Source organism: Streptomyces sp. NPDC007971 (genome assembly GCF_042958635.1).
Taxonomy (GTDB): Bacteria; Actinomycetota; Actinomycetes; order Streptomycetales; family Streptomycetaceae; genus Streptomyces.
Window position 1 is genome coordinate 65,615 of sequence record NZ_JBIBJK010000008.1, and the last position, 26,036, is coordinate 91,650.

26 protein-coding genes and 1 tRNA gene are annotated in these 26,036 nt (G+C 72.1%); 10 read left to right on the plus strand and 17 right to left on the minus strand.

Features of this window, described 5'->3' with window-relative positions:
* Positions 1 to 24 precede the first annotated feature (24 nt).
* On the plus strand, positions 25 to 696 hold the full coding sequence (locus ACFZCP_RS18210; RefSeq protein WP_391428028.1) for a class I SAM-dependent methyltransferase: 672 nt from the start codon (positions 25 to 27) through the stop codon (positions 694 to 696).
* Positions 697 to 717: 21 nt separating this feature from the next.
* Here the strand turns inward: ACFZCP_RS18210 and ACFZCP_RS18215 are convergent, their stop codons facing one another.
* The gene (locus tag ACFZCP_RS18215; RefSeq protein ID WP_362679072.1) at positions 718 to 1,110 is read right to left on the minus strand and encodes a hypothetical protein; all 393 of its coding nucleotides are present in this window, start codon (positions 1,108 to 1,110) and stop codon (positions 718 to 720) included.
* A 118-nt stretch (positions 1,111 to 1,228) separates the two neighbouring features.
* Between ACFZCP_RS18215 and ACFZCP_RS18220 the strand changes: the two genes are divergently transcribed.
* Positions 1,229 to 1,678: a DnaJ family domain-containing protein gene (locus ACFZCP_RS18220; RefSeq protein WP_391428029.1), complete on the plus strand. Its 450-nt coding sequence runs from the start codon at positions 1,229 to 1,231 to the stop codon at positions 1,676 to 1,678.
* Here ACFZCP_RS18220 and ACFZCP_RS18225 read toward each other — a convergent pair.
* The 4 genes from ACFZCP_RS18225 to ACFZCP_RS18240 all read right to left on the minus strand — a co-directional run bounded on the left by ACFZCP_RS18225 (position 1,667) and on the right by ACFZCP_RS18240 (position 5,543).
* Positions 1,667 to 2,167, minus strand: a complete 501-nt coding sequence (locus ACFZCP_RS18225; RefSeq protein ID WP_391428030.1) for a hypothetical protein — start codon at positions 2,165 to 2,167, stop codon at positions 1,667 to 1,669. The two genes, ACFZCP_RS18220 and ACFZCP_RS18225, sit on opposite strands and share 12 nt — an antisense overlap.
* 79 nt (positions 2,168 to 2,246) lie before the next feature.
* Positions 2,247 to 2,672 carry a nuclear transport factor 2 family protein gene (locus ACFZCP_RS18230; RefSeq protein WP_391428031.1) on the minus strand — a complete coding sequence of 142 codons (426 nt, stop codon included), beginning with the start codon at positions 2,670 to 2,672 and terminating at the stop codon, positions 2,247 to 2,249.
* 88 nt (positions 2,673 to 2,760) lie between these two features.
* Positions 2,761 to 3,480, minus strand: a complete 720-nt coding sequence (locus ACFZCP_RS18235) for a WYL domain-containing protein (protein ID WP_391428033.1) — start codon at positions 3,478 to 3,480, stop codon at positions 2,761 to 2,763.
* Between the two features lie 23 nt (positions 3,481 to 3,503).
* Positions 3,504 to 5,543, minus strand: a complete 2,040-nt coding sequence (locus ACFZCP_RS18240; protein ID WP_391428034.1) for a DHA2 family efflux MFS transporter permease subunit — start codon at positions 5,541 to 5,543, stop codon at positions 3,504 to 3,506.
* Positions 5,544 to 5,706: 163 nt separating this feature from the next.
* On the opposite strand from ACFZCP_RS18240, the gene ACFZCP_RS18245 reads away from it, so the two are divergent.
* On the plus strand, positions 5,707 to 6,693 hold the full coding sequence (locus ACFZCP_RS18245) for a peptidoglycan-binding protein (RefSeq protein ID WP_391428036.1): 987 nt from the start codon (positions 5,707 to 5,709) through the stop codon (positions 6,691 to 6,693).
* A 206-nt stretch (positions 6,694 to 6,899) separates the two neighbouring features.
* On the opposite strand, the gene ACFZCP_RS18250 is transcribed toward ACFZCP_RS18245, so the two are convergent.
* Complete coding sequence (locus ACFZCP_RS18250; protein ID WP_391428038.1) at positions 6,900 to 7,556, minus strand: HAD-IA family hydrolase; 657 nt, start codon at positions 7,554 to 7,556, stop codon at positions 6,900 to 6,902.
* A gap of 145 nt (positions 7,557 to 7,701) precedes the next feature.
* Positions 7,702 to 8,289, minus strand: coding sequence for a TMEM165/GDT1 family protein (locus ACFZCP_RS18255; RefSeq protein WP_391428039.1), 588 nt, complete (start codon positions 8,287 to 8,289; stop codon positions 7,702 to 7,704).
* A gap of 375 nt (positions 8,290 to 8,664) precedes the next feature.
* Here ACFZCP_RS18255 and ACFZCP_RS18260 point away from each other — a divergent pair, with 375 nt between their 5' ends.
* Positions 8,665 to 9,309, plus strand: a complete 645-nt coding sequence (locus ACFZCP_RS18260; protein WP_391428041.1) for a DUF1524 domain-containing protein — start codon at positions 8,665 to 8,667, stop codon at positions 9,307 to 9,309.
* Positions 9,310 to 9,478: 169 nt separating this feature from the next.
* Here ACFZCP_RS18260 and ACFZCP_RS18265 read toward each other — a convergent pair whose 3' ends face one another.
* The 3 genes from ACFZCP_RS18265 to ACFZCP_RS18275 form a co-directional block, all read right to left on the minus strand.
* A complete protein-coding gene (locus ACFZCP_RS18265) occupies positions 9,479 to 10,090 on the minus strand; it encodes a VTT domain-containing protein (protein WP_391428042.1) in 612 nt (203 codons plus the stop codon).
* A 224-nt stretch (positions 10,091 to 10,314) separates the two neighbouring features.
* Positions 10,315 to 10,773 carry a DoxX family protein gene (locus ACFZCP_RS18270; protein WP_362679038.1) on the minus strand — a complete coding sequence of 153 codons (459 nt, stop codon included), beginning with the start codon at positions 10,771 to 10,773 and terminating at the stop codon, positions 10,315 to 10,317.
* Positions 10,774 to 11,514: 741 nt separating this feature from the next.
* The gene (locus ACFZCP_RS18275) at positions 11,515 to 11,754 is read right to left on the minus strand and encodes a DUF2277 domain-containing protein (protein WP_362679035.1); all 240 of its coding nucleotides are present in this window, start codon (positions 11,752 to 11,754) and stop codon (positions 11,515 to 11,517) included.
* A gap of 93 nt (positions 11,755 to 11,847) precedes the next feature.
* Here ACFZCP_RS18275 and ACFZCP_RS18280 point away from each other — a divergent pair, with 93 nt between their 5' ends.
* Complete coding sequence (locus ACFZCP_RS18280) at positions 11,848 to 12,747, plus strand: 2-dehydropantoate 2-reductase (RefSeq protein WP_391428044.1); 900 nt, start codon at positions 11,848 to 11,850, stop codon at positions 12,745 to 12,747.
* A gap of 340 nt (positions 12,748 to 13,087) precedes the next feature.
* Here ACFZCP_RS18280 and ACFZCP_RS18285 read toward each other — a convergent pair whose 3' ends face one another.
* Positions 13,088 to 13,561: a carboxymuconolactone decarboxylase family protein gene (locus ACFZCP_RS18285; protein WP_391428045.1), complete on the minus strand. Its 474-nt coding sequence runs from the start codon at positions 13,559 to 13,561 to the stop codon at positions 13,088 to 13,090.
* 204 nt (positions 13,562 to 13,765) lie between these two features.
* Between ACFZCP_RS18285 and ACFZCP_RS18290 the strand changes: the two genes are divergently transcribed.
* The gene (locus ACFZCP_RS18290; RefSeq protein ID WP_362679020.1) at positions 13,766 to 14,110 is read left to right on the plus strand and encodes a hypothetical protein; all 345 of its coding nucleotides are present in this window, start codon (positions 13,766 to 13,768) and stop codon (positions 14,108 to 14,110) included.
* A 49-nt stretch (positions 14,111 to 14,159) separates the two neighbouring features.
* On the opposite strand, the gene ACFZCP_RS18295 is transcribed toward ACFZCP_RS18290, so the two are convergent.
* Positions 14,160 to 14,234, minus strand: a tRNA-Val gene (locus ACFZCP_RS18295).
* A gap of 224 nt (positions 14,235 to 14,458) precedes the next feature.
* Between ACFZCP_RS18295 and ACFZCP_RS18300 the strand changes: the two genes are divergently transcribed.
* The 3 genes from ACFZCP_RS18300 (at position 14,459) to ACFZCP_RS18310 (ending at position 17,282) form a co-directional block, all read left to right on the plus strand.
* Positions 14,459 to 15,229, plus strand: coding sequence for a DUF4097 family beta strand repeat-containing protein (locus tag ACFZCP_RS18300; RefSeq protein ID WP_391428048.1), 771 nt, complete (start codon positions 14,459 to 14,461; stop codon positions 15,227 to 15,229).
* A 131-nt stretch (positions 15,230 to 15,360) separates the two neighbouring features.
* The gene (locus tag ACFZCP_RS18305) at positions 15,361 to 16,656 is read left to right on the plus strand and encodes a hypothetical protein (RefSeq protein WP_391428049.1); all 1,296 of its coding nucleotides are present in this window, start codon (positions 15,361 to 15,363) and stop codon (positions 16,654 to 16,656) included.
* 77 nt (positions 16,657 to 16,733) lie between these two features.
* Entirely contained in the window at positions 16,734 to 17,282 is a 549-nt protein-coding gene (locus ACFZCP_RS18310; RefSeq protein WP_391428051.1) for a DUF4383 domain-containing protein, read from the plus strand.
* Here the strand turns inward: ACFZCP_RS18310 and ACFZCP_RS18315 are convergent.
* The 3 genes from ACFZCP_RS18315 to ACFZCP_RS18325 form a co-directional block, all read right to left on the minus strand.
* Complete coding sequence (locus ACFZCP_RS18315; protein WP_391428052.1) at positions 17,270 to 18,394, minus strand: amidase domain-containing protein; 1,125 nt, start codon at positions 18,392 to 18,394, stop codon at positions 17,270 to 17,272. The two genes, ACFZCP_RS18310 and ACFZCP_RS18315, sit on opposite strands and share 13 nt — an antisense overlap.
* Positions 18,395 to 18,553: 159 nt before the next feature.
* On the minus strand, positions 18,554 to 19,831 hold the full coding sequence (locus tag ACFZCP_RS18320) for a hypothetical protein (RefSeq protein ID WP_391428320.1): 1,278 nt from the start codon (positions 19,829 to 19,831) through the stop codon (positions 18,554 to 18,556).
* Between the two features lie 57 nt (positions 19,832 to 19,888).
* Positions 19,889 to 22,159: a transglycosylase domain-containing protein gene (locus tag ACFZCP_RS18325; protein WP_391428054.1), complete on the minus strand. Its 2,271-nt coding sequence runs from the start codon at positions 22,157 to 22,159 to the stop codon at positions 19,889 to 19,891.
* Between the two features lie 238 nt (positions 22,160 to 22,397).
* Between ACFZCP_RS18325 and ACFZCP_RS18330 the strand changes: the two genes are divergently transcribed.
* Positions 22,398 to 22,619, plus strand: a complete 222-nt coding sequence (locus tag ACFZCP_RS18330; protein WP_361119994.1) for a zinc ribbon domain-containing protein — start codon at positions 22,398 to 22,400, stop codon at positions 22,617 to 22,619.
* 15 nt (positions 22,620 to 22,634) lie between these two features.
* Here the strand turns inward: ACFZCP_RS18330 and ACFZCP_RS18335 are convergent, their stop codons facing one another.
* Both ACFZCP_RS18335 and ACFZCP_RS18340 read right to left on the minus strand, forming a co-directional pair.
* The gene (locus tag ACFZCP_RS18335) at positions 22,635 to 23,450 is read right to left on the minus strand and encodes an HAD family hydrolase (RefSeq protein ID WP_391428056.1); all 816 of its coding nucleotides are present in this window, start codon (positions 23,448 to 23,450) and stop codon (positions 22,635 to 22,637) included.
* On the minus strand, positions 23,450 to 26,029 hold the full coding sequence (locus ACFZCP_RS18340) for a phosphoribosyltransferase domain-containing protein (RefSeq protein ID WP_391428057.1): 2,580 nt from the start codon (positions 26,027 to 26,029) through the stop codon (positions 23,450 to 23,452). Before ACFZCP_RS18340 ends, ACFZCP_RS18335 begins: the two co-directional genes overlap by 1 nt.
* Positions 26,030 to 26,036: the final 7 nt, after the last annotated feature.

The following is a 26,036-nucleotide window of genomic DNA, read 5'->3' on the forward strand; positions in this document are numbered from 1 at the left end:
ACACTCGGGAAAGGCAGCAGGCGCATGAGCGGGTCGCAGGTCTGGGACGACGTCGACTTCTACTTCAGCAGCCACCTCACGCCGGACGACGACGTACTCCAGGCGGCCCTGCGGGACAGCGAGGCCGCCGGACTGCCGCACATCAGCGTCACGGCCACCCAGGGCAAGTTCCTCCAGCTGCTCGCCGAGATCCAGGCGGCCAGGAACATCCTGGAGATCGGCACGCTCGGCGGGTACAGCACGATCTGGCTGGGCCGCGCCCTGCCCGCCGACGGCAGGCTCATCTCGCTGGAGTACGACGCCCGGCACGCCGACGTGGCCACCCGCAACATCGCCCGCGCGGGCCTGGACCGGATCGTGGAGGTGCGGGTGGGCCCGGCCCTGGAGTCGCTGCCCAAGCTCGCCGACGAGAACCCGGCCCCCTTCGACCTGGTCTTCATCGACGCCGACAAGTCCAACAACCCGCACTACGTGGAGTGGGCGCTCAGGCTCACCCGCGCGGGCAGCCTCATCGTCGTCGACAACGTGGTGCGAGGCGGCCGGGTCGTCGACGCCGACAGCGCCGACCCGGACATCGTCGGCATCCGCGCCGCCATCGAGCTGATCGCCGCCCACCCGCGGCTGACCGGCACGGCGGTCCAGACGGTGGGCAGCAAGGGGTACGACGGCTTCGCGCTGGTCCGGGTACTGGGCTGAGCTCCCGGCCCCCCGGGGGGCTCACATCTCGTGGTAGAAGCCCACGTTGACGCTGCGCGGGGCGGTGCGGTCCTGAACGACGATCTCGCCGGAGCCGCCGCGCGGCAGCGCCACGGCCGAGCCGTAGGCGACGGTCTGCGCGTACTCGCCGACGATCAGCCGTACCTCCGAGGAGGGCTCGGCCTGGGAGCCGCGCAGCCAGGCCACCTGCCAGCCGCCGTCGGGGCCGCACTGGAACTCCAGGTGGACCCGGGAGACGAACAGCCAGTCCTCGGGCGTGACCAGCCGGCACACGGCGGCGTCCCGGCCCACGCGCAGCACGGCGCCCGGCTCGCTGGGCGCATCGGCCATCGTCATGCCGGCCGTGGCGCCCGCGTCGGCACCGGAGACGGTGGCCATGGTCAGTTCGAGCACGTGCGTTTCCCCCTGAAACATCCGCGACGTCCGCAACGTCCTTGTGCGGTGGCCCGTTTGCCGCACCGCCGCCGCATGATAGAACGCCCGGCCCGGCCGCGTCCGGCACAATGGGGTCATGACCGAGCGAAAGCCACCGGGCCTCCCGTTCGAGTCCTGGGTCGACCATCAGATCCGTGACGCGCAGCAGCGGGGTGAGTTCGACCGGCTGCCGGGCGCGGGCGAGCCGCTGCCCGACGGCCTCGACTCCGCCTACGACGAACTGTGGTGGATCAAACGGAAGATGGCCCGCGAGGGGCTGGCCGTGCTGCCGCCGGCGCTGGCCCTGCGCAAGGAGGCCGAGGACGCGCTCGCGGCGGCCCTGGCGGCGCCCTCGGAGCGGATCGTCCGGAAGATCATCACCGAGATCAACGTGAAGATCCGCGACATGATGTTCAAGCCGCCGCCCGGCCCGCCGTTGGGCAAGAAGCCCTACGACGTCGAGGAGGTCGTACGGGAGTGGCGGCAGCGCAGGGCCTCGGCGGCCGGGGAGGGGCGGCGGCCGGACGCGCCGCGGTCACAGACGTAGCAGGCGCTCGGCCAGTTCCTCGTAGTCGTGCAGGACCGGGCGCAGCTGCTCGGTGTCCTTCTCGCCGGCGTCCTGCCAGGACGTGCGCAGGGTCCGGCGGCGCCGCGCGAGGGCCTGGCCGAACCGCTCGGCGATCTCCTCCAGGGCCCGGTCGGCGTCCTCGACGGCGGCCCGCGGTGCGTCGGCGAAGGCGGCGGCCGCCTGTCGCAGTCGCGCCTGGCACCGCTGCGCCTCCTCGTACGGGAGGAGGGGGGTGTGCACGGTGTCGCCGGCCTGCGCGGTCCGCGCGGCCGGGGCCGGGCAGGGCACGGCCGGCCAGGCGTCCGGGGCCAGGCCCTCCGTGGTCCGTGCCTCCCGCCCGGACAGCTCGCCCGGCAAGGGCGCGCCGAGCCCGTCCTCCGGCATCGGGTCATCCACGAGGGCGTTCTCACCGCCGGCTCCGAGCGGGTGGCTCCGGGTGCCCGGCCGGGCGTCCCTGTCCTGTGGCATGGCTCGGCCCTCCTTGCCCTCCTCCGGACGGCTCCGGGTTGGGTGACGGGTGACCCGGTGTGCGGTCCGCAAACGGCCGTCAGGCCGCGAAGCGGCGCAGTCCGGTCACCGACCACACGGTCGCGATGCGCCCGTCCACCACCTCCAGCAGGTCGATGCCGCTCTTGGCGACGCCGTCCGGCAGCGTCACGTTCCAGCGGGACGCGACCTGCCCCAGCGCGCCGTCCACCATCGGGGTGCCCTCGACGGCGTACCGCAGCCCGGGCCGACGCGCACGGAAGTCGGAGACGTAGGAGACGATGCCGGCCGGTCCGTGGATCTCGTCGGTGGCCGCGTTCTGCGGATCGTTGCCGAAGCGGATGAAGAAGCCGGGGGCGAGGAAGGCCTCCGGGTCGCCGAAGTCGCCGTTCCACAGCGCGGTCCAGCGGTCGAAGAGGGCGATGCCGGTGGCGGGGGCGAGGGTGCCGGTGGTGACGTTGCCGTTGGTGAGGGGTGCCGTGGTCATGGCTGGTGCCTCCGAGGGTGGTCGTGGCTGATCGGGACGGGCGCCAGCCTCCGCCCCGTCCGCGACACCCCCCTGTCGGTGTTTGCCGTCACATTCCCAGCTCGCCGAGGGGGAGCACGTCCGAGCCGAGCGTGTCGAGCGCGGCGAGATCGACCGAGCGGTGCGGGGCCCGCTCGTCGAGGGCGGTGGCCGCGCGCACGCGGTCGAGGCGGAAGCCGCGCGGCGCCCGGCGCAGCCGGCACCACGCGGCCAGGTACCAGTGCTCCGGGCCGCCCAGGAAGGCGAGCGGCTCGACCTCCCGGGTGGTGACGGCGCCCGCCGCGTCGGCGTACTCCAGGCACAGCACCCGGCCGGCCGACAGGGCCTCCCGCAGCGCGGCGGGCACCACCGGCTCCGCGGTGCGGGCCGGCCGCGCGGCCGGTACGAGCAGCCCCACCCGCCCGGCCAGCTCCGCGGCCGCCCGCCGTTCCCGGCCGGGCATCACGGCCAGCACCTTGTGCAGGGCGCTGCGCGCGTCGGCCGCGAACGGCGTCCCGGCGAGGGCCTGCAGCCCGACGGCCAGGGCGGTCGCCTCGGCCGGGGTGATGGTCAGCGGCGGCAGCGTGCGCTCCTTGTCCAGGACGTACCCGCCGGTGCGGCCCGGCTGGGCGTGGATCGGCACCCCGGACTGCTGCAACGCCGCCAGGTCACGCTCGATGGTGCGGACACTGACCTCGAAGCGCCGGGCCAGCGCACGGGCACTGCGGGGGCGGGGAGCGGCGGCGCGCAACTCCTCGACGAGGGCGTAGAGACGGTCGGTTCGGTTCACGACGCCCAGTCTCCGCAATGCCGTCAGCCGGTCCTGGTCCCCCTCCCGTCGGTCGGCCGCTCGCGCTCGGAGCCGCACAGTTCGCCGGTGAGTTCCTTCACCACCTTGGAGAGGTCGGTGGACCGGCCCGGCCGCCACCAGTCGCCGAGCAGCTCGGCCAGGGATTCCTCACGGGCCCGCGCGAGGCGTTCGGCGACCTCGCGGCCCTGCTCGGTGAGCGTGAGGTCGAGTCCGCTGCGCTCGACGAGGTGCCGCTCCTCGATCTGGCGCTCGGCGGTGAGGATGATCTGCATCGGTACGTCGGTGCGCTCGGCGAGCTGCCCCGGTTCCACCGAGCCGTACTTGCGGATGCGCAGCAGCATCCAGCTGGCGCCGGGCAGCAGGTCGTACCCGGCCCGTTCGGTGATCTCCCGGTAGATCTCCCGGCGCCCCTCGCGGGTGCCGAGCACGGACAGCGCGCGGCACACCTCGTCGTAGGAGGAGCGCTGCACCGGGTTGGGCGGGATCGTCTCGGACACGTCCGGTGCGGTGACCGAGCCGCGCAGCCGGTCCTCCTTCAGGAACCACGCCAGGACGAAACCGAGGCCGGCGACCGGGGCGGCGTACAGGAACACGTCGGTGATGGACGTCGAGAACGCGTGCAGGGCTTCTGGGCGCAGGGCGGGCGGCAGGGCGGAGATGCCGCGCGGGTCGGACTTGAGGGCGTCGGCGGTGGCGCCCGGCGGCAGGTGCACGCCCCGGAAGGCGTCGGCGAGGTTGTCGCCGAGGCGGCTCGCGAAGACGGTGCCGAAGATGGCGACGCCGAAGGACGCGCCGATGGAGCGGAAGAAGGTGGCGCCGGAGGTGGCGACGCCCAGGTCCTCGTACGACACCGCGTTCTGCACGATGAGGACGAGGACCTGCATGACCAGGCCGAGGCCCAGGCCGAAGACGAAGAAGTAGACGCTCATCATGGTGGTCGAGCTGTGCTCGTCCAGCCGGTGCAGCAGGAGCAGTCCGATCGCGGTGACGGCGGTGCCGGCGACCGGGAACACCTTCCAGCGGCCGGTGCGGCTGACGATCTGCCCGGAGGTGGTCGAGGACAGCAGCAGGCCGATCACCATCGGCAGCATGTGCACGCCGGACATGGTCGGGGAGACGCCGTGCACCACCTGGAGGAAGGTCGGCAGGTAGGTCATCGCGCCGAACATGGCGAACCCGACGATGAAGCTGATGACGGCGGCGAGGGTGAAGGTGCGGATGCCGAACAGCTTGAGCGGCAGGACGGGTTCGGCGGCCCTGCGCTCCACGGCGACGAACAGCACGGCGAGGACCACGCCCAGCACGGCGAGCCCGATGATCTGCGGCGAGCCCCACGCCCATGTCGTACCGCCGAGCGAGGCGACCAGCACCAGGCAGGTGGCGACCGCGGCGATCAGGAAGGTGCCGAGGTAGTCGATGACATGGTGGGCGGCCCGGCGCGGGATGCGCAGGGCGGTGGCGATCACGGCGAGGGCGACGATGCCGACGGGCAGGTTGACGTAGAACACCCAGCGCCAGCTCAGGTGTTCGGTGAACAGCCCGCCGAGGAGTGGTCCGAGCACACTGGCCGCCCCGAACACGGCACCGAACAGACCCTGGTAGCGACCGCGTTCACGCGGTGGCACGATGTCGCCGACGATCGCCATCGACAGCACTATCAGCCCGCCGCCGCCCAGGCCCTGCAGCGCCCGGAACCCGATGAGCTGGGGCATGTTCTGCGCCATGCCGCACAGTGCGGAGCCGACGAGGAAGATGACGATCGCCGTCTGGAACAGCTTCTTGCGCCCGTACTGGTCGCCGAGCTTGCCCCACAGCGGGGTCGCGGCGGTCGAGGCAAGCAGATAGGCGGTGACGACCCACGACAGGTGTTCGAGGCCGCCCAGGTCGCTGACGATGGTCGGCAGCGCGGTCGACACGATGGTCTGGTCGAGCGCGGCGAGCAGCAGTCCGAGCAGCAGGGCGCCGATCGAGACGAGCACGTTGCCGGAGACGCTTTCGGCGGCCTGCCGTTCCTTCGCCGTGCCGTGCGTGTCCAGGGCCATGAAGACCTCCTGGGGCTCGGGTACACCCCCTCCATCCTCGGCGGTGTCGTCGTTTATGGCCTGTCGAGTTCCCTGTGTGGCCGGTTTGCGGCGTGTTCCGGCCCGGCGGATGTGGAGGGAGTCTGCATAAACTCTGGAGTTCGCGAGGGGAGGGGACCGACGCATGACGGGACCTGAGGGACCTACGGGACCGGCGGGGCCGACACAACCGGTCAGCCACGGCTGCCCGGAGTGCGGGGCGCCGCGGGAGTCGGACAACACCCCGTCCTGCGACTGCACCCGGCGCGCCTCCGAGGCGCTGCGCGAGGCGCGGACGGCCCAGGCGGCGGCCGCGGAGGACTTCGATCCGCTGCGCATCCGGCCGTACGTCGAGGTCGGCGATGCCCGCGAGGACGACGCCGCGGCCCGGACCGCCCCGCTGCCGGCCGTCGAGATCACCCGGCCGCTCACCGCGGCATCCGGGCCTGGCACGACCGATCTGCGCCTGTTCGCGCCGACGACGCCGCACGAGCCCGGCGCAGGTCCGGGCGAGGACCCGGCGGCGCGGCCCCGGCGGCGCTCCCGCCGTACGCTCCTGCTGTCCGTCGCCGGTGCGGGGGTCGCCGTCGTGGCGGCGGCCGGCATGGCGAGCGGGCTCTTCTCGTACCAGGCGCCCGCACGGGACCGGGCGGCCCGGGAGGTGCGCGAGAGCGTCCCGGAGGTGACGCCCCCGGGCGCCTCGTCGGCGTCGGCGCCCGCACCGCCCCCGGCGACCGTCCCGACCCGCCCGCCCACTCCGTCCCGCTCCCCGTCGGCCGCTCCGAGCCAGTCCCCCAGCACCACGCCCTCGTCCCAGGCCCCCACTCCGTCGCACAGCCCGTCGCACCGGGCCTCCGCGACCCCCTCGGCGACGGCCGCCCGCACCCCGAACGCGGCGCCCACCGCGGCCCCCGTACTGCGCCGCGGCGACCAGGGCCCCGAGGTCACCGACCTCCAGCTCCGCCTCCAGCAGCTGAACCTCTACGACGACCGGGCCGACGGTGTCTTCACCGGCTCCGTGGAGGACGCCGTGGCCACCTACCAGTGGGCCCGGGGCATCACCGAGGACACCCCGGGCGTGTACGGCCCGACCACCCGGGCGAGCCTGGAGTCGGAGACGTCGGACCCGTGAACCGGTCCGGCAGTCGGGGACGAGGCCGCCCGGACCGCTGACAGAGCGGGGGCAGGAGCCGACACCCAGGGGCCAGAGGTCAGGCCTCAAGGCCAGGGGGCAGGACCGGAGGCCAGGAGGCAGGGCCGGAGGCAAGGGGGCAAGGGGGCAAATGCTCAGAGATACGACGTCATACGTCAGAGGGTGGGGCTCTCCCGGCGCGGCGCTCACCCCACGTACAGCCGGATCTCTCCGTCCGCCGTGCTCTCGACCCTCACCTGGGTGAGGTCCGGCACCACCACATCGGGCCGGTGCGCCCCGGCCCGGGAGCCGACACCCACGACCGTCATCCCCGCGGCACGCCCCGCGGCGATCCCCGCGCCGGAGTCCTCGAAGACGACACAGTCCGACGGGTCCACCCCCAGTTCGGCGGCGCCCTTCAGAAACCCCTCGGGGTCGGGCTTGCTCGCGCCGACGGACTCGGCCGTCACCCGCACCTCGGGCAGCGCCAGCCCGGCAGCGGCCATCCGGGCGCCGGACAGCGCGCGGTCGGCGGAGGTCACCAGCGCGTGCGGCAGGCCGCGCAGGGAGGCGAGGAAGGCGGCCGCACCGGGCACCTCGACCACGCCGTCCATGTCGGCGGTCTCCTCCGCGAGCATGCGGGCGTTGTCGGCGAGGTTCTGCTCCAGGGGCCGGCCGGGCAGCAGCACCGCCATCGAGGCGTGGCCCTGCCGGCCGTGGACGACCTCCATCACCTCGTCGCCGTCCAGTGCGTGCGCCTGCGCCCAGCGCCGCCAGATGCGCTCGACCACGGCGTCCGAGTTGACGAGGGTGCCGTCCATGTCGAGCAGGAGGGCACGGGCGGTGAGGACGGTGGCCGGCATCGGCAGCTCCAGGAACGAGGTAGGGGACAAGGCGGCCCCGCCCGCCGGTCAGGGAAAACGGGCGGGAGCCACTTTGTTCATCCACGGTACAAAACCTGTCGCGGTCCCGCCACCGCCTCCGGCGAGGGTTCACCCGGTGTTCAGCTCAGGCCGCCACCGCCTCGTACAGGCTCCATGCACCGAGCACCAGCATCAGCAGGGCCGCGATCTGTGTGATCAGCCGCAGCGGCACCCGCTTCATCAGGGCCTTTCCGCCGACGATGCCGAGGCCGGCCACCGCCCACAGACCCAGCACCGCGCCGAGGCCGACGGAGATCGGGTCGTCGTAACGGGCGGCGAGGTTGGCGGTCATGATCTGGGTCAGGTCACCGAACTCGGCGACGAGGATCAGCATGAAGCCCGTGCCGGCGACCTTCCAGAAGGACTGGTCGGCCGGCCTGCGGATCTCCTCGTCCCCATCGGACCCGCCCTTCTGCATCAGGAGCACCGCGGCACCACCGAGGAAGAGGACACCGGTGATCGCGTGCACGATCTGCTGCGGCAGCAGGGTCAGCACGCTGCCGGCCGCGACGGCGAGCACGACATGCAGCAGGAAGGCGGCGGCGACGCCCGCGAAGACGTACGAGGCGCGGTAGCGGGTACCGAGGACGAGGCCGGCGAGCGCGGTCTTGTCCGGCAGTTCGGCGAGGAAGATGACGCCGAAGACGAGCGCCGTCACGGTGATGCTGATCAAGGTTCCTCAATCGGTCGGGGCTGCCCCGCCGAGAGTGCTGAACCTCACATGAGACACCTCGGCATGGCAGCACACTCGTCACCCGTGCCATGGGGCACAGGTGTGCACTGCTTGCCGAAGGTCTCGCTGGGCGGTCCTCGCGGATTCCGCCTCCGGGCGCCGGCTCAGGCTGGCTGAGCAGTATGTCGACGGTCCGGCGAAGAGCTACTCCCCTTCTGCGCCTCCCAGTGTAAGGGACGAGAAAGTTCCGCCGTAAACCTTGTCGTGTCATGAACGCGTCATTAGCTTCTTACCGGGCGCTCACCCCACGGCAACGCGGCATCGCGAGCATTCCCTGGCTCGCCCCCAACACCCCACCCTCACAAGGGAGTTAGCATGCCGAAGATCTACGCGCGTCGACGACTGAGCATACTCGCCGGCCTCACCGCCCTGACAGCCTCCGCCGCCCTGTTCAACTCCCCGAACGCCTCCGCCGCCCTGCCCACGCCGGTCAGCGCGGCCACCGCCCGCAGCTACCTCTCCCAGCTCGCCGTGGCCACCGAGAACCGCACCGGCTACCAGCGCAGCCTCTTCCCCACCTGGATCACCATCTCGGGCACCTGCAACACCCGCGAGTGGATCCTCAAGCGCGACGGCTCGAACGTCGTCACCAACTCCGCGTGCACCGCCACCAGCGGCAGCTGGTACTCCCCCTACGACGGCGCCACCTGGACCTCCCCCTCCGACGTCGACATCGACCACCTCGTGCCGCTCGCCGAGGCCTGGGACTCCGGGGCGAGCAAGTGGACCACCGCCCAGCGCCAGGCCTTCGCCAACGACGTCACCCGCCCCCAGCTCCTCGCGGTGACGGACAACGTCAACCAGGCCAAGGGCGACCAGGACCCGGCCACCTGGGTCCCGTCCCGCACCGCGTACCTCTGCACGTACGTCCGCGCCTGGGTCCAGGTGAAGTACTACTACGACCTCTCGGTCGACTCCGCGGAGAAGACCGCGCTCACGAACGACCTGGCGGGCTGCTGACCCCGCCACCGGGCCCGTCCCGCCCGGCCCGTCGCACAAGGTGTGCGGCGGGCCGGGGAACACTTCGCGCAGCCGCGCCATGAGCCGCCCCGGTCCCCGGTGATCCGGCGCAACCGTCGGCAACCCGCAACGGCCCCGCCCGGCCGCTCCGCCGGCGGCGTGCCCGCGGCTACGCCGGCCTGCGGCGCACCAGGAATCCCGCCGCGGCTCCCGCCCCGAACAGTGCCGCCACCGACACGGCCGTGGCCAGCCAGGTGGCGCCCAGCCAGCGGGCGCCGAAGTAGCCGAGGGCGACGCTGTAGACGGCCCAGGACAGTCCGGCCAGGGCGGACCAGGGGACGAAGTCGCGGGGGCGGCGGTGCGCGGCGCCCGCGCAGAGGGAGACGACCGAGCGGCCCGCGGGCGCGAAGCGTGCCAGGACGACCAGGGCGCCACCGCCCCGGGACAGCGCCTCGCCGAGACGTTCCTGCGCAGTGGTCAGGCGGCGGGACCGGGCGATCGCGCGGTCCAGTCGCTCCCCGCCCCGCCAGGCCAGGCGGTAGGCGACCAGGTCACCGAGGACCGAGGCGGTCGCGGCCGAGAAGGTCAGGGCGAGGATGTCCGGCAGAGCGTGCGGAACACGGCCGGTCGCCGCGCCGGAACCCGCCGCGGCGGCGGTGGCCGCGGTGATGACGAGCACTCCGCTCGGCAGCACCGGAACGAACACGTCGAGCAGCACCGACAGGGCCACCATGGCGTAGATCCATGGACTGCCTGCCAGCGCCCCCACGCTCTCCCACACGACGACTCCCCCGCTCCCCGCAGATCCCCCGCGGCTCCCCCGATGACAGCCGTACAGCGTACGCCTGGGGTGTGACACCAGGTTCGCCGGGGGCTCATGGGGCCCACCCGGAGCGATCACCGTCCCCGGTCCGGCCGAGGCACGTGGACACCGCACACCGGCTCCCCATGCGGCAGCGCCCTCCCCTGTCGTGCAGGGGAGGGCACCGTCGCGCGGCGGCTCGGTCAGGCCGCTATCGGGGCCCGCTCGGCGGCCGGCTGCCGCGTCGTGGCGGTGCGCCGGGCGGCGACGAGACGGTCCAGGCCGAAGGCACCGGAGCCGGTGAAGACCAGCAGGAGGAACGCCCAGCTGTAGAGGGCCGACAGCTCGCCGCCGTTCTGGATGGGCCACAGGGCGACCTGCTGGTGCACGTCGAAGTACGCGTAGGCCATCGAGCCCGAGGCGATCAGTGCGGCACCTCGGGTGCCGAGGCCGATCAGGACGAGGCCCCCGGCGACCAGCTGGATCACGGCCGCGTACCAGCCGGGCCAGGTGCCGGCCGAGATCGTGCCGCCGTTGGTGCCCATGGCACCGCCGAGCACGCCGAAGAGCGAGGCGGCACCGTGCACGGCGAACAGCAGGCCGATGACGATGCGGAAGAGGCCGAGCACATACGGCTGGGCGGAGTCGAGACGAGCGGACATGGGGGTTTCTCCTCTTCGGTGTCGGTCGGACCGGCCAGGGGAGGGCAGGCCCGTCGTGAGGGCGGCGGTACCGAACGGGGGATCCAGGTTAGGCAGACCTTATCAATGCTTGCAAGTTCAACATCAGGCCATGATTTCGCCTGCCTGTGCGATTCAACAGCCGCAACGGCCGCATGTGGGGCATCGCGAACCACCATGTGGACATCGGGAAACATGACCGGATCCGCCCCCTGGACGGACGGCCGAAGCGACTGCCCGGCGCACGCCAACCGCCAACGCTCCGCACGCGAACCACCGCACATGACAGCAAACTTGACGCCCGATCAGACGAAGGCGGCGCGGCTGCCGCATCCGGCCCACCGGTTTCACGACAGCCCACGCGCGCGGCCGAAAGCCGCCGCTCCCGAGCGGGCCCGCCAACAGGCCCGCGAGCAAGTCGCCCGACACACCGGGCAGGCAGACCGGGTTCTGGGAGACGCACCGTTATGACAGTCGTCACAGGAACAGTCATCACAGGACCGGTCGCCACAGGACCGGTCGTCACAGTAACTGCCGAGGTGTGCGCTCGGGTTGGTGCGCTCGGCCGGTGAACCCGGCCGGAGTCCCGGGGTGCTGCACCCAGAGTGGCGCGCTCAACCGGATCCTCGGGGAGGTGCAGCCGCAGAGGCGCACCCGGAGAGGTGCACACCGAGCGGCGCGCTCGGACAGGCGCGCTCGGAGTGTGGTGTGCTCAGCGGAGGTTCAGGCCTCCTGCCCCGCCTTCCGCACGGACCGGCCGCGCACCTCCAGTCCCGCGAGCAGTTCGGCCGTGGCCTCGGCGACGGCCTCCACGGCCCGGTCGAAAACCTCGCGGTTGTGGGCGGCGGGCGCCCGGAACCCCGAGACCTTGCGCACGTACTGCAGCGCGGCGGCACGGATGTCGTCGTCGGTGGCCTCATCGGGCAGCACGGGCGGACGCAGCGTCTTGATACTCCGGCACATGCCCCCAGTCTCACGCACACGGCGCACCCCTGCGAGGATCGCGGCGAAGGCGGCCACCGATCCCCGGGGCCGACCCACGAGAGGAACATCCTCATGACGACGAAGCACACCGTGGCCATCCTGGGCCCCGGCGGCACGGGCGGCCTCCTCGCCGCTCTGCTCTCCCGCTCAGGCCACCGCGTCGTCTGCCTGGCCCGCCGGGCCACGGCCGACACCCTGCGCAGCACCGGCATCCAGATCCGCAGCAGCCAGTTCGGCGACTTCACGGCCCGCGTCGAGGCGGACACCGAGCTGCGCGAGCCCGTGGACGCCTGCCTGGTCACCGTCAAGCACACTGCCCTGGACGCCGCCCTCACCCGCGTCCCGCCCGCCGTACTCGGCGACGCCCTCGTCGTACCGCTCCTGAACGGCGTCGAACACGCCGCGGCCCTGCGCGCCCGCTACCGCCCCGACCGCGTGGCCCCCGCCGTGATCCGCGTGGAGTCCACCCGGCTCGCCCCCGGCGTGATCGAGCACGGCAGCCCCTTCACGGAGATCGACCTGACGGGCGACCCGGTCCCCCGCCCCCGCCTCGAATCCCTCGCCGCCGCCCTCTCCGCGTCCGGCGTGGCCACCCGCGTCCTCGGCGACGAGACGGCGGCACTGTGGGCGAAGATGACCTTCCTCGCCCCGTTCGCCCTGCTCACCACGCGCCACGGCCTCCCCCTCGGCGAGGCCCGCACCCGCCACCGGGAGGAACTGCAGGCCCTGGTCGCCGAGGCCGGCGCGGTCAGCCGCGCGTGCGGCGTCCCCGCGGACCCGGCCCAGGCCCTGTCCCGGTACGACGCCTTCCCGCCGTCCACCAGGTCCTCCATGCAGCGTGACGCCGAGGCGGGCCGCCCGCTCGAACTCGACGCCATCGGCGGCGCGTTGCTGCGCGCGGCCGAGCGGCACGGCGTCCCCGTGCCCGTGACGGCCCGCCTGGTGGGCGAGTTGCGCGCCGCCGGCCACTGAGGATCCCGTCGGCTCAGTGGGTCAGCAGCCACTGGGCCGACACCAGATGCACCGCGGCGAGCGCCGAGACCGAGGCCAGGACCCTGGACGCCGAACTGACCGCACACCTCGGCGAGCCCGAACGGCAGGCGCTGCACGCGGCCCTGGGCAGCCTGGCGGCCCGGGAGGGCCTGCCGACCGGCTGACGGACACCTCGCCGCCCGGGCCGCCGGGCGGACAACCGGCTGACGGACACCCTCCCACCCGGGCCGGGCGGACCTGCGCACACACCGCGGGCACCGCTGCCCCCAGCGGTGCCCGGTGTGCGTGCTGCCGGCGCCGTCCGGCACCGGCTCTTCCGTCAGTGCACCATGCCGACCTCGTAGTGACCGGCCGGCTGCCGGGTGATGACGTTCCCGCGGTTGAAGGCGTTGATGAGGGCGATCTGGGTCACGAGGGCGGCGAGCTGCTCCTCGTCGTAGTGCTTGGCGGCGTTCTCCCAGGCCTCGTCGGTGACACCGCCGGCGGCGTCGGCGATACGGGTGCCCTGCTCGGCCAGCTCCAGGGCGGCCCGCTCGGCATCGGTGAACACCGTGGCCTCCCTCCAGGCCGCGACCAGGTGGAGACGTACCGCGGTCTCCCCGGCCGCGGCGGCCTCCTTGGTGTGCATGTCGATGCAGCCGGCGCAGCCGTTGATCTGGCTGGCACGGAGATTCACCAGTTCACGCGTCGCGGCCGGCAGCGTCGACTCCTCGAGCGCCTTGGCGGCGGCGATGATGTGCTTGAAGGCCTTGGCGGTGGCCGGGCTGGCCATGGGGTTCAACCGAGCTTCCACGGTGCACTCCTGTGTTTTCGGTCCGGCGTTGCGGAGAGTGGCTACAGCCCTTTGACCGGACAGCCCTCACGCTCGTGACACGGAGAGGTGTGACCTGCGTCTCCTCTCCGGCGGGCGGCGACAGGAGGCGGCCCTGCCCACTCGTTCGCGTGAACCCCGCCCTCGCGCTCGCCCCTCAAAATCGAACAGGCGTAGCATTGCCGTGTGGCTACGACCTATGAATTCCCCAGTGACCTCCTCGCCGGTCAGGAGGAGCTGCATCAGGTCCGGGCCGAGCTGTCGGCCCTGCTCAAGCGGCTGCCGTGGTCGGTCGAGCCGATGGACGGTTTCAGCGACGACAACGGCTGGCGCAAGGGCGAGCGACCCGCGTCCCCCGGCTGGACGCCGGACGAGCAGGCCGAGGTGGAGAAGCTGCGGCGGCGGGAGCACGAACTGGCGGTGTTCGTCAGCGGACACCGCTTCTGGGCCGAGGTGGCGACGGCGGAGCGGGTCGAGGCCCGCACGAGGCTGAAGCACGCCCACGAGGACGGGCCCGAGGACAAGGAGTGAAGCGCGAGAAGCCCCCGACCGGTGCCGGTCGGGGGCTTCTCGCTTCACCTGGTGGGCGCGGACGGTTTCGAACCGCCGACATCCTGCTTGTAAGGCAGGCGCTCTACCCCTGAGCTACGCACCCAGGACAGATCGACAGCCTACATGGCCCTGGGGGAGGTGCTGCAAACCGTCTTCGGGGCGTACGTCCCGGGGTTGGCCCCACCTCCGTCGCGGACCTGGGGTAAACCCCACCCCGTTGCGGGCGGCAGCCGGATCGTCTGCGGCGGTGTGGACCACCTACCGTCGTCGCAGACCGAGACACTCCGGTCGCCGATTCCGGCAGACCGGTCCAGGGGGAGATGCAGCATGGCCCGTTCCGTTCCTGTCCGCGCGACCGCCGTCCTCGGTGGTGTCGCGCTCCTCACCGCCGCGCTCTCCGCATGCGGCGCCTCCGCCAAGGACGACAAGCACCCCGATCACCGGTCCTTCGCGCTGCACGGCCGCACCCTCACCGTCGACTCGGACAACTCGGGGCTGGAGATCGTCGCCGCCCGGGGGAACAAGGCGGGCACCGTCGAGGTGACCCGGTGGTTCCAGGGGTCCGTGGTGGTCGGCGGCGGTCCCACGGTGCGCTGGTCGTTCAAGGACGACCGGCTGGTGCTGCGGGTGCACTGCTCGGGGTTCATCGCCGACTGCTCGGCCCGGCACCGGATCGAGGTGCCGCGCGGGATCTCCGTCAAGGTGGACAACGGGGACGGGTCGGTGCGGGCGCAGGGGTTCGTGGATCCGCTCACCGTCCGCACCAGCGACGGCGCGGTGCGGGTCACCGACTCGGCCGGGCCGCTGGATCTCCGGTCGGACGACGGGTCGGTGCGGGCCGAGGTCTCCTCGCGGCGGGTACGGGCCGAGAGCAGCGACGGATCGGTGCGCGTCGAACTGAGCACCGTGCCGGACCGGGTGGACGCGGGCAGCGACGACGGGGCGGTGACCGTGGCCCTGCCCCGGGCCGCGTATCGCGTCAGGGCGGGCTCCGACGACGGGGCGGTGTCCGTGTCGGTGCCCCGCGACGACAAGAGCCCGCACGCCGTGTCCGCCCACTCCTCGGACGGGAAAGTGACGGTGCGCACGGCGAACTGACCGGCCCGTGTGTTCGTCCTGTACAGGTGGGAGAATGACGACTCCACACAGGGCGAAGCACAGCACGGGAGAGGGATGTGACGGCGACACCCCGAGGGACCTCCGGTCCGGTCCGTGACACCCTCACTCTCATGGCCCTGCCGGTGCTTGCGGCGCTGGCGCTGCCGGCCGCGTTCGCCGGTGGCGGCACCCGGCGCTGGTTCGGTGGGGGGCGTGCGGAGGGTCAGCGGGCGCAGGCGCAGGCCGCCAAGGACGCCGCGGCGGCCGCGTTCTACGAGCTGGACACCGCTCAGCGGGATCTCAGGATCTCCATAGAGACGATCACGGCCGTCGACGACTCCCCCGCCGCCCGGCGCGCGAGCGACGACTTCCAGGCGCTGGGCCGGCGGATCGACGAGGTCAGCCAGCGGTACATCCAGGCCGTGGACGCCCATGATCTCGACCGGGACGACCTGGAGGCCGGTGCGGCCGCCCGGGCGCGTGGTGAGCTGACCGCCGCGAAGGACGAACTGGTGCGGGTCCAGCAGGAGCTGGAGCGGTTCGGCGCCTCGCTCGCTCCGCTGCTCGGCAAGGCCGAGACGCAGCTCGCCCGGCTGGCTCCCGCGGTGGAGCGGGCCCGGCAGGCGCTGCTGGGTGCGAGCAACGCCCTGGACGCGGTGCGGCGGCAGGGCCTGACGGCCGGGGATCTCGCCGCGCGGCTGGCCGCCCTCTCCCCGGAGCTGACGAAGCTGAACCAGGGCGCCGGGCAGCACGGGCTGGCGCAGACGCTGGAGCGGGCCGAGCGGGTGCAGCGGGAGGCCGCGGCGATCGGGGCGGAGGCCGAGCGGCTGCCGCAGCAGGCGGCCGAGATCGATCACCGGCTGGTGAGCCTGCGGACGCGAGCGCAGGCGCTGACGACCCGGGCCGGGCAGGTCGACCCGGTGCTCAGTGAGCTGCGGCGGCGGTTCGCGGCCTCCTGCTGGCAGGATCTGCAGCAGGTGCCGACGCAGGCCGTGGAGAACGTGCGGCAGGCCGAGCTGAAGCTGGGCGAGGCCCGGGCGGCGCGGGACGCGCAGCGCTGGGCGGACGCCGCCTCGCTGCTGTCGACCGTGCGGGCCCTGCTGAACAGCACCGACGAGGCGGTGTCGGCGGCTGGTGACCGGCTTTCCCGGCTGAACGCGGTGCAGAAGGACCCGCAGCAGGAGATCGACCGGACCCGGTTCGCGATCCGGGACGCCCAGCGGCTGGCCATGACCGGCCGTGCGACCCCGGATCCGCGGCATGCCCGGCCGCTGGACGACGCGGTGGCCCGGCTGGAGCGGGCGGTGGGGACGCTGGAGGGCCGGCACCCCGACTTCTGGCACTTCCTGACCGAGACCGAGGCCGTGCGGCAGACGGTGGCCCGGGTGGTGGCCCAGATCCGGGAGGAGCGGGGCGGCGTCCACTGAGCCGTTTGCCGCCGGGGCGTCCTGGGCGGATATTGGACGGTACGTATGGCCTCCGCTGGCACACGAAGGAGGCGGATATGGCCACACACTCAGTGCACCAGGAGACGCGGCGGCGGATCCGGCTCGACGATCATCTTCCCGTCGATCACCGTCTGAACAAGGTCTACCGGATCGGCGCGGGCCTGATGGGCCTGTTCCTGCTCGCCTTCGGCATCCTCGGCCTGACCCACAACATCGGCTTCTTCGACACCGGCGGGAACACCGCGCTGGGCCTGAACACCAACGGCTCTCTCAGCGTCCTGTCCGTGTGTGTCGGGCTGCTGCTCGTCGTCGGGATGGTGATCGGCGGGAACTTCGCGTCGACGCTGAACATGACCCTGGGGATCCTGTTCATCCTCAGCGGTTTCCTGAACCTGTCCCTGCTCGACAGCGACCACAACTTCCTGGCCTTCAGGATCCAGAACGTGCTGTTCAGCTTTGTGGTCGGCGTGCTGCTCATGGTGTTCGGGATGTACGGCAGAGTCGGCTCGACCCTGCCGCACGACAACCCGTACTGGCGGGCCCGCCACCCCGACTCCGCGGAGCCGGAGCAGCGGGCCCGGCAGGGACCGGGTCAGGTGCGGTAGGCGAAGAAGGCCGCGTTCGGGTACGACGCGACGAGGCTCGCCACCGACCGGTTGTAGGTGTTGGTGGAGTGGTACGTCACGTACGGCACGCCCTGCGGGCTGCGGTAGGTGACGATCATGGAGTGGTCCTTGGACCCGTCCTTGTTGAAGTCCATCTGCAGCACGTCACCGATGTCCAGCTGGTAGACGTTGGCGAGGCTGGAGACGCGCTTGGAGGACAGGGCGAACCAGGAGAACTCGTTGACGCCGACGAACGAGTCCGACTGGATGTCGGCGTTGCCGAACCACTTGTGGAAGTCGTTCGTGTAGCCCGGGACGTGCTTCCAGCCGCCGGCCTTCAGGGACTGGCTGACGAAGTTGGTGCAGTCGCCGCCGGCGCCCTGGCCGTTGTAGTCGGGGTAGTCCGGGTTGTAGTGGTTCCAGTACTTGGTCGCGTACGACACCATGGCCTTGTAGTCGTAGGCGCCGGTGGTGACGTTCTTGCGGTTGACCGGGGCGGGCCAGGAAGTCGCCGCGCGGGGGGCCTCGGGCGGGCTGTCGTCGGCGGGGGTGGCCTTCACGGAGACGGGCGGCTGCTTGGCCACCTGGTTCACCGCGATGTAGCCGTTGTCGGTGTCCTCGACGTCGGTCAGCTGCCAGGTGCCGCGGCGGTCGGCCCGGAAGGTCAGCTCGTGGTGGGCCTGGAAGCCGGTGGTCTTCGGCTCGTTCCCCTTGGTCTTCGCGTAGGTCAGCGTCGTGGTCTCGGTGACGTCGGCCTTGGCGGTGCGGCCGGTCACCCGCGTCGCGTCCAGCGTGACCCGGGTGGCGCCGGCGCTGTACTTCTCGCCCAGCCTGGCGAGGCGGGACTTGCGGCCGTGCAGTTCGCTCACCGCGGAGTTCTCCGCGCGCGACTGCGTGGCGGACAGCTTGACGTGGCCGGAGAAGCCGGACGTGGCCCGCTTGCTGCCGGCGCCGTCCACCAGGGCTTCCGTGCGGTCGGTGAAGACCGCGTCGGCCAGCCGCTGGAAGGTCGCCTTGGTCGCGGTGTCCACCGTCGGATCGTCGACGACCGCCGCGCCCGCGCTCCAGTTGGGCACCAGTGCCACACCGGCGACGACCGAGGCGGCAGCCACCGAGACTATGCCGGCGCGGCGCCCCTTACGGCTCAGTTTTCTAGATTTCAATGAAGTTCCCCTCTACACCGGCACACCTACCGGGAGAGGGCATCTTCGCATGACATGTGCGCATGACGTGAAGGGGGTTGCACAAGTGGAACTGGAGGCCCTCGCGGGTCATTTGACCACTGCGGACCATTCGGGCGATTGGGCCGGATCGAGGCCGCGCAGCCGCTCCAGGGTCGCGGGCTTCTGCACGTCGAGCCAGTCGGAGAGTTCCTTGAAGGAGACGCACTTGACGCCCTTCTTGGTACAGACGTTCTTGACGACCTGGTCGATGGCCTTCATGTAGATGCCGCCGTTCCAGTCCTCGAAGTGGTTGCCGATGAACAGCGGTGCCCGGCTGCCGTAGTAGACGCGGTTGAAGCCGGCCATGTACGAGTCGACGGTCTGCTGTTCCCACTCGGGGTACTTGGCCGGGTCGCCGGTGGTCTCGCCGTCGGACTGGTTGTAGAGGAAGTTGAAGTCCATGGAAAGGCCCTGGTACTTGCCGTTCTCGTACGGCAGCATCTGGAGCGGGAAGTCCCATATGCCGTTCTTCTTCGCGGGCCATATCTGGAAGTCGCCCGGTGAACTGGCGTCATATCGCCAGCCGTAGCTCTTGATCGCTTTCAGCAGGTTCTTCTGGCCTTCCAGGCAGGGCGCCCGGCCGCCGGTGACCTCTTTCCTGAAGTCGAAGGGCAGCGCCGGTGTGTCCTTGAAGCCGGTGTTGGTCTTCCAATGCTCCACGAAGTCGTAGAACTGGTCGATCTCGCTCTTCCACTCCTCGACGCTCCAGTCGCCGCCGCCCTTCTTGCCGCAGAAGTGGCCGTTGAAGTGGGTGCCGATCTCGTTGCCCTGCTTGTAGGCCTCGCTCAGCTGTTCCAGGGTGGTGCGTATGTGTTCGTCGGTGGCGTAGTCGATGGCCGCGTCGCCCGGGGAGTGCATCGGGCCGTGGTACTGGGCCTTCTTGCTCTTGGGCAGCAGGTAGATGCCGGTGAGGAAGAAGGTCATGTGGGCGTTGTACTCCTTGGCCATCTCCCGGTAGTGCGAGAAGAGGTGGTCGCTGCCCTCCAGTCCGCCGTCCCAGGAGAAGACGACGAACTGGGGCGGCTTCTCACCCGGCTTGAGCGGTACGGGCTTCAGCTCGCCCTTCTGCGGCCCGGTGTAGGAGGTGGAGCCGTCGCCGAGGACCTTCGCCCTGCCGTCCCAGGAGGGCGTGGGCTTCGGCTTGGCCGCGCCGCCGTGGTCCGCGCCGGCGGAGGCCGTGGGCTCGGTGCGGTCCGGCCGGGTCAGGACCAGGTAGCCCGCGACCACGGAGGCCACGACGAGAAGGGCGGCCAGGGTCAGGACCTGCGGACGGGTGACGTGGCGGACGGTACGGGACCTGCGGCGGCGGCCGGTCGGCGGCTTCATGCGGGACATGCGCGGCTCATTCTGCGTGGGAGGTGGGGCAGCAAAGCGGCCGCCGGGTCAGTCCAGACCCAGAGCGGTCGACCATATGTCGTAGGGAACGTCGGCGGCGGTTCCGGCGAGCCCGTCGAGGGACAGGGGCTCCAGGGACTTGGCCAGGTCGATGCGGTAGACGACGACGGCGGTGGACACGGAATCGGAGGTGCCGGCGTACCAGGCGGCGGTGTCGTCGTGGGTGGTGCCCGCCTTGCCCGACACCTCGGCGGCAGGGGCTCCCCCCGCTCGGGGGGTGCCGGGAGCCGGGGAGGGTGCGGTGGCCGGGTGGGCGGTGCGGAAGGACTCCGTGAGCGCCCGGTCGACCTGCTCGGCGACGGTCGCACCGACCGCCCGGTGCGGGCGGGGGGTGGCCATGGGTACCTGGGAGCCGTTGCGGGTGATGCGCCGCACCGAGTACGGCTCGGTGTGCATGCCGGAGGCGGCGAACGTGGCGTACCCGCTCGCCATCCGGATGGCGCTGGGCGTGGAGTTGGTGCCCAGGGAGAGGGCGGGCACCTGCGGGCCCAGGCTGGAGGGGAGCAGGCCCGCCGCGACCGCGGTCTGGCGCACGCCGGCCAGGCCCGTGTCCATGCCGAGCTGCATGAACGGCGTGTTCACCGACCGGACGAGCGCCTGGTCCAGGGTGATCTGCCCGTAGGACCTGCCTCCGTCGTTGTGGGCGGCGACCTTTCTGCCGCTGCGGTCCCAGTAGGGGCCTTCGGGGGTGGTGACGGCGACGCCGTCGTCGCCGTCGTACACCGTGTCGGGCGTGACGGGGGTGGCGGCTCCGCCGCGAGTCTTGTGGACCCCGTGCTCCAGGCCGGCGGCGTAGACGAACGGCAGGAAGGCCGAGCCGGCCTGGACGGTGGCCGCGTTGGACTCGTTGTAGCCCTGCTTGCGGTGGTCGGGGCCGCCGTAGACGGCGAGGATCCGGCCGTCGGTGGCGACGGAGGCGGCACCGTAGTGGGCGGTCTTCGCCGCGTCGGGGTGGTCCTTGCCGGCCTGCTTGCGGGCCTTGGCCACGGCGTCGGTCAGGGCGCTCTCGCGCCGCCGGTCGAAGGTCGTGTAGATCTGGTAGCCGCCGAGGTCGAACTGCCGGTCGGAGATGTGGGCGGTCTTCTTGGCGTACTGCTGGGCCAGTTCCACCAGGTAGTCGCTCTGCTTGCCGGTGTCGTAGATGCGCCCGGACTTGAGCGGCTCGGGGAACGTCTTGTACTGGGCGCGCTGGGCCGGGGTCAGTTTGCCGATGTCGACCATCCGGTCGAGGATCCAGGACCAGCGCTCGACGGCCCGCTTGTGGTTGGCCGCGCTGAGGGTGGGGTCGTAGAGGGCGGCTCCCTTGAGCATGGAGGCGAGCACGGCCGCCTCGCCGGCGTTGAGCCGGCTGACGTCCTTGCCGTAGTAGGCCTGGGAGGCGCGCTGGATGCCGTAGGTGCCGCGGCCGAACCAGCTGGTGTTGAGGTATCCCTCGAGGATGTCGTCCTTGCTCATCTTGTTGTCGAGCTTGAGGGAGATCATCGCCTCGGTGAACTTGCGGCTGACGGTCTGGTTCTGGTTCAGGTAGACGTTCTTGACGTACTGCTGGGTGATGGTGGAGCCGCCCTCGGTGCCCCCCTCCCCGATGGTCCGCCACAGGGCGCGGGAGATGCCTTTGACGGATATGCCGGGGTCGGAGTAGAAGCTCGCGTTCTCCGCCGCGAGGACCGCCCAGCGGACCTGCTCGGGTATGTCCTTGAGGGGCATGTCCTGGCGCTGCACCCAGCCGGTGCGGGCCATCGGCGTCCCGTCGGACCAGAAGTAGACGTTGTCCTGCTGGGTGGCGAAGGAGTTGAGGTTCTTCGGGATGTCCGTCATCTCGTAGGCGATGAACAGGGACAGGCTCATCAGGACGAAGCTCGACAGCGCGGCCCCGAGCCACTGGCGCCAGGAGGGTGTCCAGCGACGCCAGCCGCTGCGGCCGGGGCGTGGGTACAGCGGCTTGAGGCGGCGGACGTACGGGGCCAGCGGGGCGAGCCGGGGACCCGCGACGGCGCGCAGGCGGGCGAGCGCGGACGTGGCGACAACGGTGGCGCGGGTGTGGACCGGCAGGCGGGCGCTGCGCCGCCGCTGTGCGCGGCCGCCGGCCTCCGCGGGCTGCGGCGGCGGAGGCACGCGTAGCTGCATCGTGGCGTCGGCGCGGAGGGCGTCGACCCGCAGATGCAGGGTGGCGTCGACCTCCGGCGGCTGCTGCCGCATCTCGGGCCGGGCGCTGTCGTCGTCCTCGCGGCCGTCTGACCGCTGCCCTGCCTCGGTCAAGGCTGCGTCTCCCCTCGCAGTGGTGCTTGCGCGCGCGGTCAGACTCAGCAGGTCGACACGGCCGCGGTGATGGTCGCGGCGCGGAGAACCCCCTTATCCCCCCGGTCTTACGGCTCCTCGCGGCTCAGCCAAGTTATCAGCGATCTTTTCAAAATCTCCCCACAAGTATCGGGCAGACCCGAACGCTCATGAAACTTTGAGGCAATGTGAGCAGCACCACTCCGGTTAACCTGTGCACATGCCTCGCTATGACTATCGCTGCCGTACCTGCGGCGACACCTTCGAACTGAGCCGTCCGATGGCGGAGTCCGCCGCCCCCGCCGCCTGCCCGGCAGGCCACGACGACACGGTCAAGCTGCTGTCGACGGTGGCCGTGGGCGGCTCGGCGTCCGCGCCGGCCGCCGCGCCCCGGGCGGGCGGCGGCGGTGGCGGATGCTGCGGCGGCGGGTGCTGCGGCTAGCGCCCTCCCGCGCCCCTAGGAAGCTGCCGTGCGGGTCGCTCTAAGGAACTCCCTGAGGATCCGCTCCCCCGCCAGGACACCGCGCTCCGGCAGCGCACTGATCTGCGGTGCGTTCCAGCCGGCGTCGGCCAGCTCGCCGTGGCCGGGGCGCCAGCCCCGGTCGGCCGCCAGCAGCAGGTCGGCGTCGAGCAGGGAGTCCCCGGCGGCCAGGGTGAGCTCGGCGCCGGTGCGCCGGGCGACCTCGCGCACGGCCGCGCTCTTGGTGAGCGGCTTCGGGACGGCGTAGATCTTGCGGCCCTGCAGCGAGACCGTCCAGCCGCGGTTCTCCGCCCACACCGCCAGCTCCTTCACCCAGTCCTCGGGCAGCAGCTCGCGCTCGACGACCAGATAGGCGAACAGGTCCTCGGCGATCCGGTGCTTGCGCACCCAGACGGGATCGGCGGACCTCGCCAGGTGCTCGCGGATCTCCTCCAGCGGCGCGCACTCGTCGGCGAGCCGCGCCTGCACCGAGGCGTGCCAGTCCTGGTCCGTGACGCCGTCGACCAGCAGATGCCCGCCATTGGCGCAGATCGCGTACGCCGGCTGGGGGCCGGGCAGGTTGATGCGCTGGTACTGCTTGCGGGTGCGGGTCGTCGTCGGCACGAAGACGGCCGTGTCGCCGAGGTCGGACAGCAGCTGGGCCGCGGTCTCCGTCAGGTAGGACAGCGGCCTGCTCTCGTGCACCTCCACGCAGAGCAGCCGGGGCGCCCGCGCATCCGGCATGGTCAGCGCCAGGGCCGCCGAGGAGTAGATCAGCGTACGGTCGAGGTCGCTCGCCACCAGCACCGGCATCAGAGGTTCACCGCCTTGCCGTCGGCGCCCGTGGCACCCCGCGTGTACTTGGGGTGGATCAGCCCCACGCAGGTGTACGGCAGTTCGCCGACCTCCTCCACGGGTACTCCTCTCTGTTCGGCCAGCAGCCGTACGTGATCGAGGTCGGCGCCGGCGCCGGCCTTGGCGAGGATCTTCCACGGCACCCGGCGCAGCAGCACCCGGGTGGTCTCGCCGACGCCGGGCTTGACGAGGTTCACGTCGTGGATGCCGTATTCCTCGCTGATCCGCTCGACCGCCTGCCAGCCCGCCCAGGTCGGGGTGCGGTCCTCGGCCATCAGCTCCTTGACCGCGGTGCCGACGGCGCCGGCGACCTCCGGGAAGCGGGCGGCGACGGCGTCGAGGAAGGCGACGGAGACGTCGGCGCCGGCGAGTTCGCGGTAGAACTTGGCGCCGTGGAAGTCGTGCGGACCGACCAGGTCCGCACGCAGGACCGTGCGGGAGATCAGGCCGGAAACGGTCGAGTTGAGGCAGGCGGACGGGATGAGGAAGTCCTCGCGGGTCCCGTAGGTGCGCACGCAGGACCCGGGGTCGGCGAGTACGGCTATCTCCGGGTCGAAGCCCGTGACGCCCTCCTTCGCCTCGAACTCCTCGACGGCCTGGGCGAGTTCGCGGGTGATCGCGCCCTTGCCGGTCCAGCCGTCGACGAAGACGACGTCCCTCGGGTCGTGGTGGGCGGCGAGCCAGCGCAGCGCGTTGGCGTCGATACCGCGGCCGCGGACGATCGAGACGGCGTAGTGCGGAAGGTCGAGGCCGTGCCGGTCCTGGGCCCAGCGGCGCATCAGCACGCCGACCGGGGTGCCGGCGCGGGCCAGGGAGACCAGGACCGGGCGCGGCGACCTCTCGGCGAGGACCGTCTCGGTGACGACGCCGACGGCCTGCGCGATCCGGGCGGCCGAGGCGTCCAGGGCCGTGCGGAACAGCTCCTGGTACTGCTCGCTGGGCTGGTACTCCACCGGCAGCGACTCGGCGTAGTGCGCCCCGCCGCTCTGGATGGCCTCCTCACGCTCCTCGGTCGGCGCCTCCAGGGTCACGTCCGAGAGGTCCTGCAGCAGCCAGCCGACCTCCTCGGGCGCGTACGAGGAGAAGGCGGGGCCGCGGAGGGGCTCGGGCAGCATGGCCGGCCTTTCGGGGAGGGAGAGCGGTTCGGGGACGTAGGAGGGGACGACCGCGAGCAGGACGTGCGGGACGTGGGCCGCGAGGCGGGCCGTCAGCCCGTCGGGGGCGTGCAGCGCGGGGGTGTCGGCGACCGAGTCGACCACGGCGACGACGGCGTCGAAGCCGGCGCCCGCGACGTTGTAGGCGTAGCGCTCGCCGGGGCCGTCGGCCGGGTCGTCGTGGGCGGGGAAGACCAGGCGGGTGCGTATCGCATAGCCGGGGTCGTCGACCGCGAGGACCGGCGAGCGGGTGGTCGTGGAGTAGCGCACCTCGGCGGGTACGAGCCGCTCCAGCTCGCAGGCCAGGCGCAGCGGGGCGTACATCAGCTCCTCGAAGCCGAGGACGAGGACGCGTTGGGCGCCGGCGGGCAGGGCGTCGGCCGTCCGGGCGGCCATCCCGGCAAGCGCGGCCTCCAGCCGGGCGCGATGCTCCGGAGTGAACCCGTGACGGCCACCGTCGGGCAGGCCCTGGGGCCAGTGCAGGTCCACGCGCGAGATGTCCCCGAGACTGCGGTGCGAGGGCACGGGTGCAGCCTGGTCGGGCTCGTGCGCCCCTGCGGGAGCGCGGGGCGGGACGTCATGCGGCTCCGCCGCGCGGGCGCGCCCCGCACCGGACGCGCGGCCGGGCGGCACCGCACCGGCCGCACCGGACCCGCACGCGTCGGCCCCGTAGCGCGTGACCAGCTCCTGCCCCTTCTCCAGCACCCCTTCCGGCAGCCGTACGGTCCCGGAGGCGGCCGCGACCAGGTCCACCCGGGCGCCGATGCCCTCCGCGAACCGCCGCAGGCGCCCCGCGTCCCCGGGCGAGCGCATGTCGACCAGGGCGACCACCACATAGCGGCGACGCGGATAGCGTTCGTGCAGGTCACGGATGGTATTGAGGACGGTGTTGCCGGTGGAGAACTCGTCGTCGACCAGCACCAGCGGACCGTCGCCGGCCAGCAGCGCGGGATCCTCGGGCAGCAGCAGGTGGGAGGTGGCGTGGGAGTGGGACTCCTCGAAGCCGCCGGCCGGTGCGATCCCTGCCACCGGGCGGCGCGTGGAGTGCAGGTACGGGGCGAGCCCCAGGCCGTCGGCGACCGCGTGGCCGAGGCCGGTGGCGGTCTCCGCGTAGCCGAGGACGACCGACCGGGCGGCCTCCTGCTCGCCGAGCAGCTCGCGGACCCGGCGGCCCAGACGGATTCCGTGGCCGTAGACCACGGACGGCGACTGGGGCACATGCTTGCCGAGCACGTTCGAGACCAGCAGGTGGGCCCGCTTGGGGTTGCGGCGCAACGCGAGCCCGAGCAGGGCCGGCAGCCCGTCGTCGCCCTCCAGTTCGACCCCGAGCCGCTCGGCGACCCAGCTGCCGGACCAGACCCCGTCGTTCACTGCGTGATTCATGCGTTCC

Bases quoted from the DNA above. Each gene is read 5' to 3' on its own strand.
- ACFZCP_RS18275 (WP_362679035.1), bottom strand. From the start codon at position 11,754: ATGTGCCGGAGTATCAAGACGCTGCGTCCGCCCGTGCTGCCCGATGAG.
- ACFZCP_RS18260 (WP_391428041.1), top strand. From the start codon at position 8,665: ATGCCGAAGATCTACGCGCGTCGACGACTGAGCATACTCGCCGGCCTC.
- ACFZCP_RS18335 (WP_391428056.1), bottom strand. From the start codon at position 23,450: ATGCCGGTGCTGGTGGCGAGCGACCTCGACCGTACGCTGATCTACTCC.
- ACFZCP_RS18225 (WP_391428030.1), bottom strand. From the start codon at position 2,167: ATGCCACAGGACAGGGACGCCCGGCCGGGCACCCGGAGCCACCCGCTC.
- ACFZCP_RS18230 (WP_391428031.1), bottom strand. From the start codon at position 2,672: ATGACCACGGCACCCCTCACCAACGGCAACGTCACCACCGGCACCCTC.
- ACFZCP_RS18310 (WP_391428051.1), top strand. From the start codon at position 16,734: ATGGCCACACACTCAGTGCACCAGGAGACGCGGCGGCGGATCCGGCTC.
- ACFZCP_RS18210 (WP_391428028.1), top strand. From the start codon at position 25: ATGAGCGGGTCGCAGGTCTGGGACGACGTCGACTTCTACTTCAGCAGC.
- ACFZCP_RS18340 (WP_391428057.1), bottom strand. From the start codon at position 26,029: ATGAATCACGCAGTGAACGACGGGGTCTGGTCCGGCAGCTGGGTCGCC.
- ACFZCP_RS18280 (WP_391428044.1), top strand. From the start codon at position 11,848: ATGACGACGAAGCACACCGTGGCCATCCTGGGCCCCGGCGGCACGGGC.
- ACFZCP_RS18220 (WP_391428029.1), top strand. From the start codon at position 1,229: ATGACCGAGCGAAAGCCACCGGGCCTCCCGTTCGAGTCCTGGGTCGAC.
- ACFZCP_RS18250 (WP_391428038.1), bottom strand. From the start codon at position 7,556: ATGCCGGCCACCGTCCTCACCGCCCGTGCCCTCCTGCTCGACATGGAC.
- ACFZCP_RS18240 (WP_391428034.1), bottom strand. From the start codon at position 5,543: ATGGCCCTGGACACGCACGGCACGGCGAAGGAACGGCAGGCCGCCGAA.
- ACFZCP_RS18245 (WP_391428036.1), top strand. From the start codon at position 5,707: ATGACGGGACCTGAGGGACCTACGGGACCGGCGGGGCCGACACAACCG.
- ACFZCP_RS18320 (WP_391428320.1), bottom strand. From the start codon at position 19,831: ATGAAGCCGCCGACCGGCCGCCGCCGCAGGTCCCGTACCGTCCGCCAC.
- ACFZCP_RS18305 (WP_391428049.1), top strand. From the start codon at position 15,361: ATGGCCCTGCCGGTGCTTGCGGCGCTGGCGCTGCCGGCCGCGTTCGCC.
- ACFZCP_RS18270 (WP_362679038.1), bottom strand. From the start codon at position 10,773: ATGTCCGCTCGTCTCGACTCCGCCCAGCCGTATGTGCTCGGCCTCTTC.
- ACFZCP_RS18330 (WP_361119994.1), top strand. From the start codon at position 22,398: ATGCCTCGCTATGACTATCGCTGCCGTACCTGCGGCGACACCTTCGAA.
- ACFZCP_RS18300 (WP_391428048.1), top strand. From the start codon at position 14,459: ATGGCCCGTTCCGTTCCTGTCCGCGCGACCGCCGTCCTCGGTGGTGTC.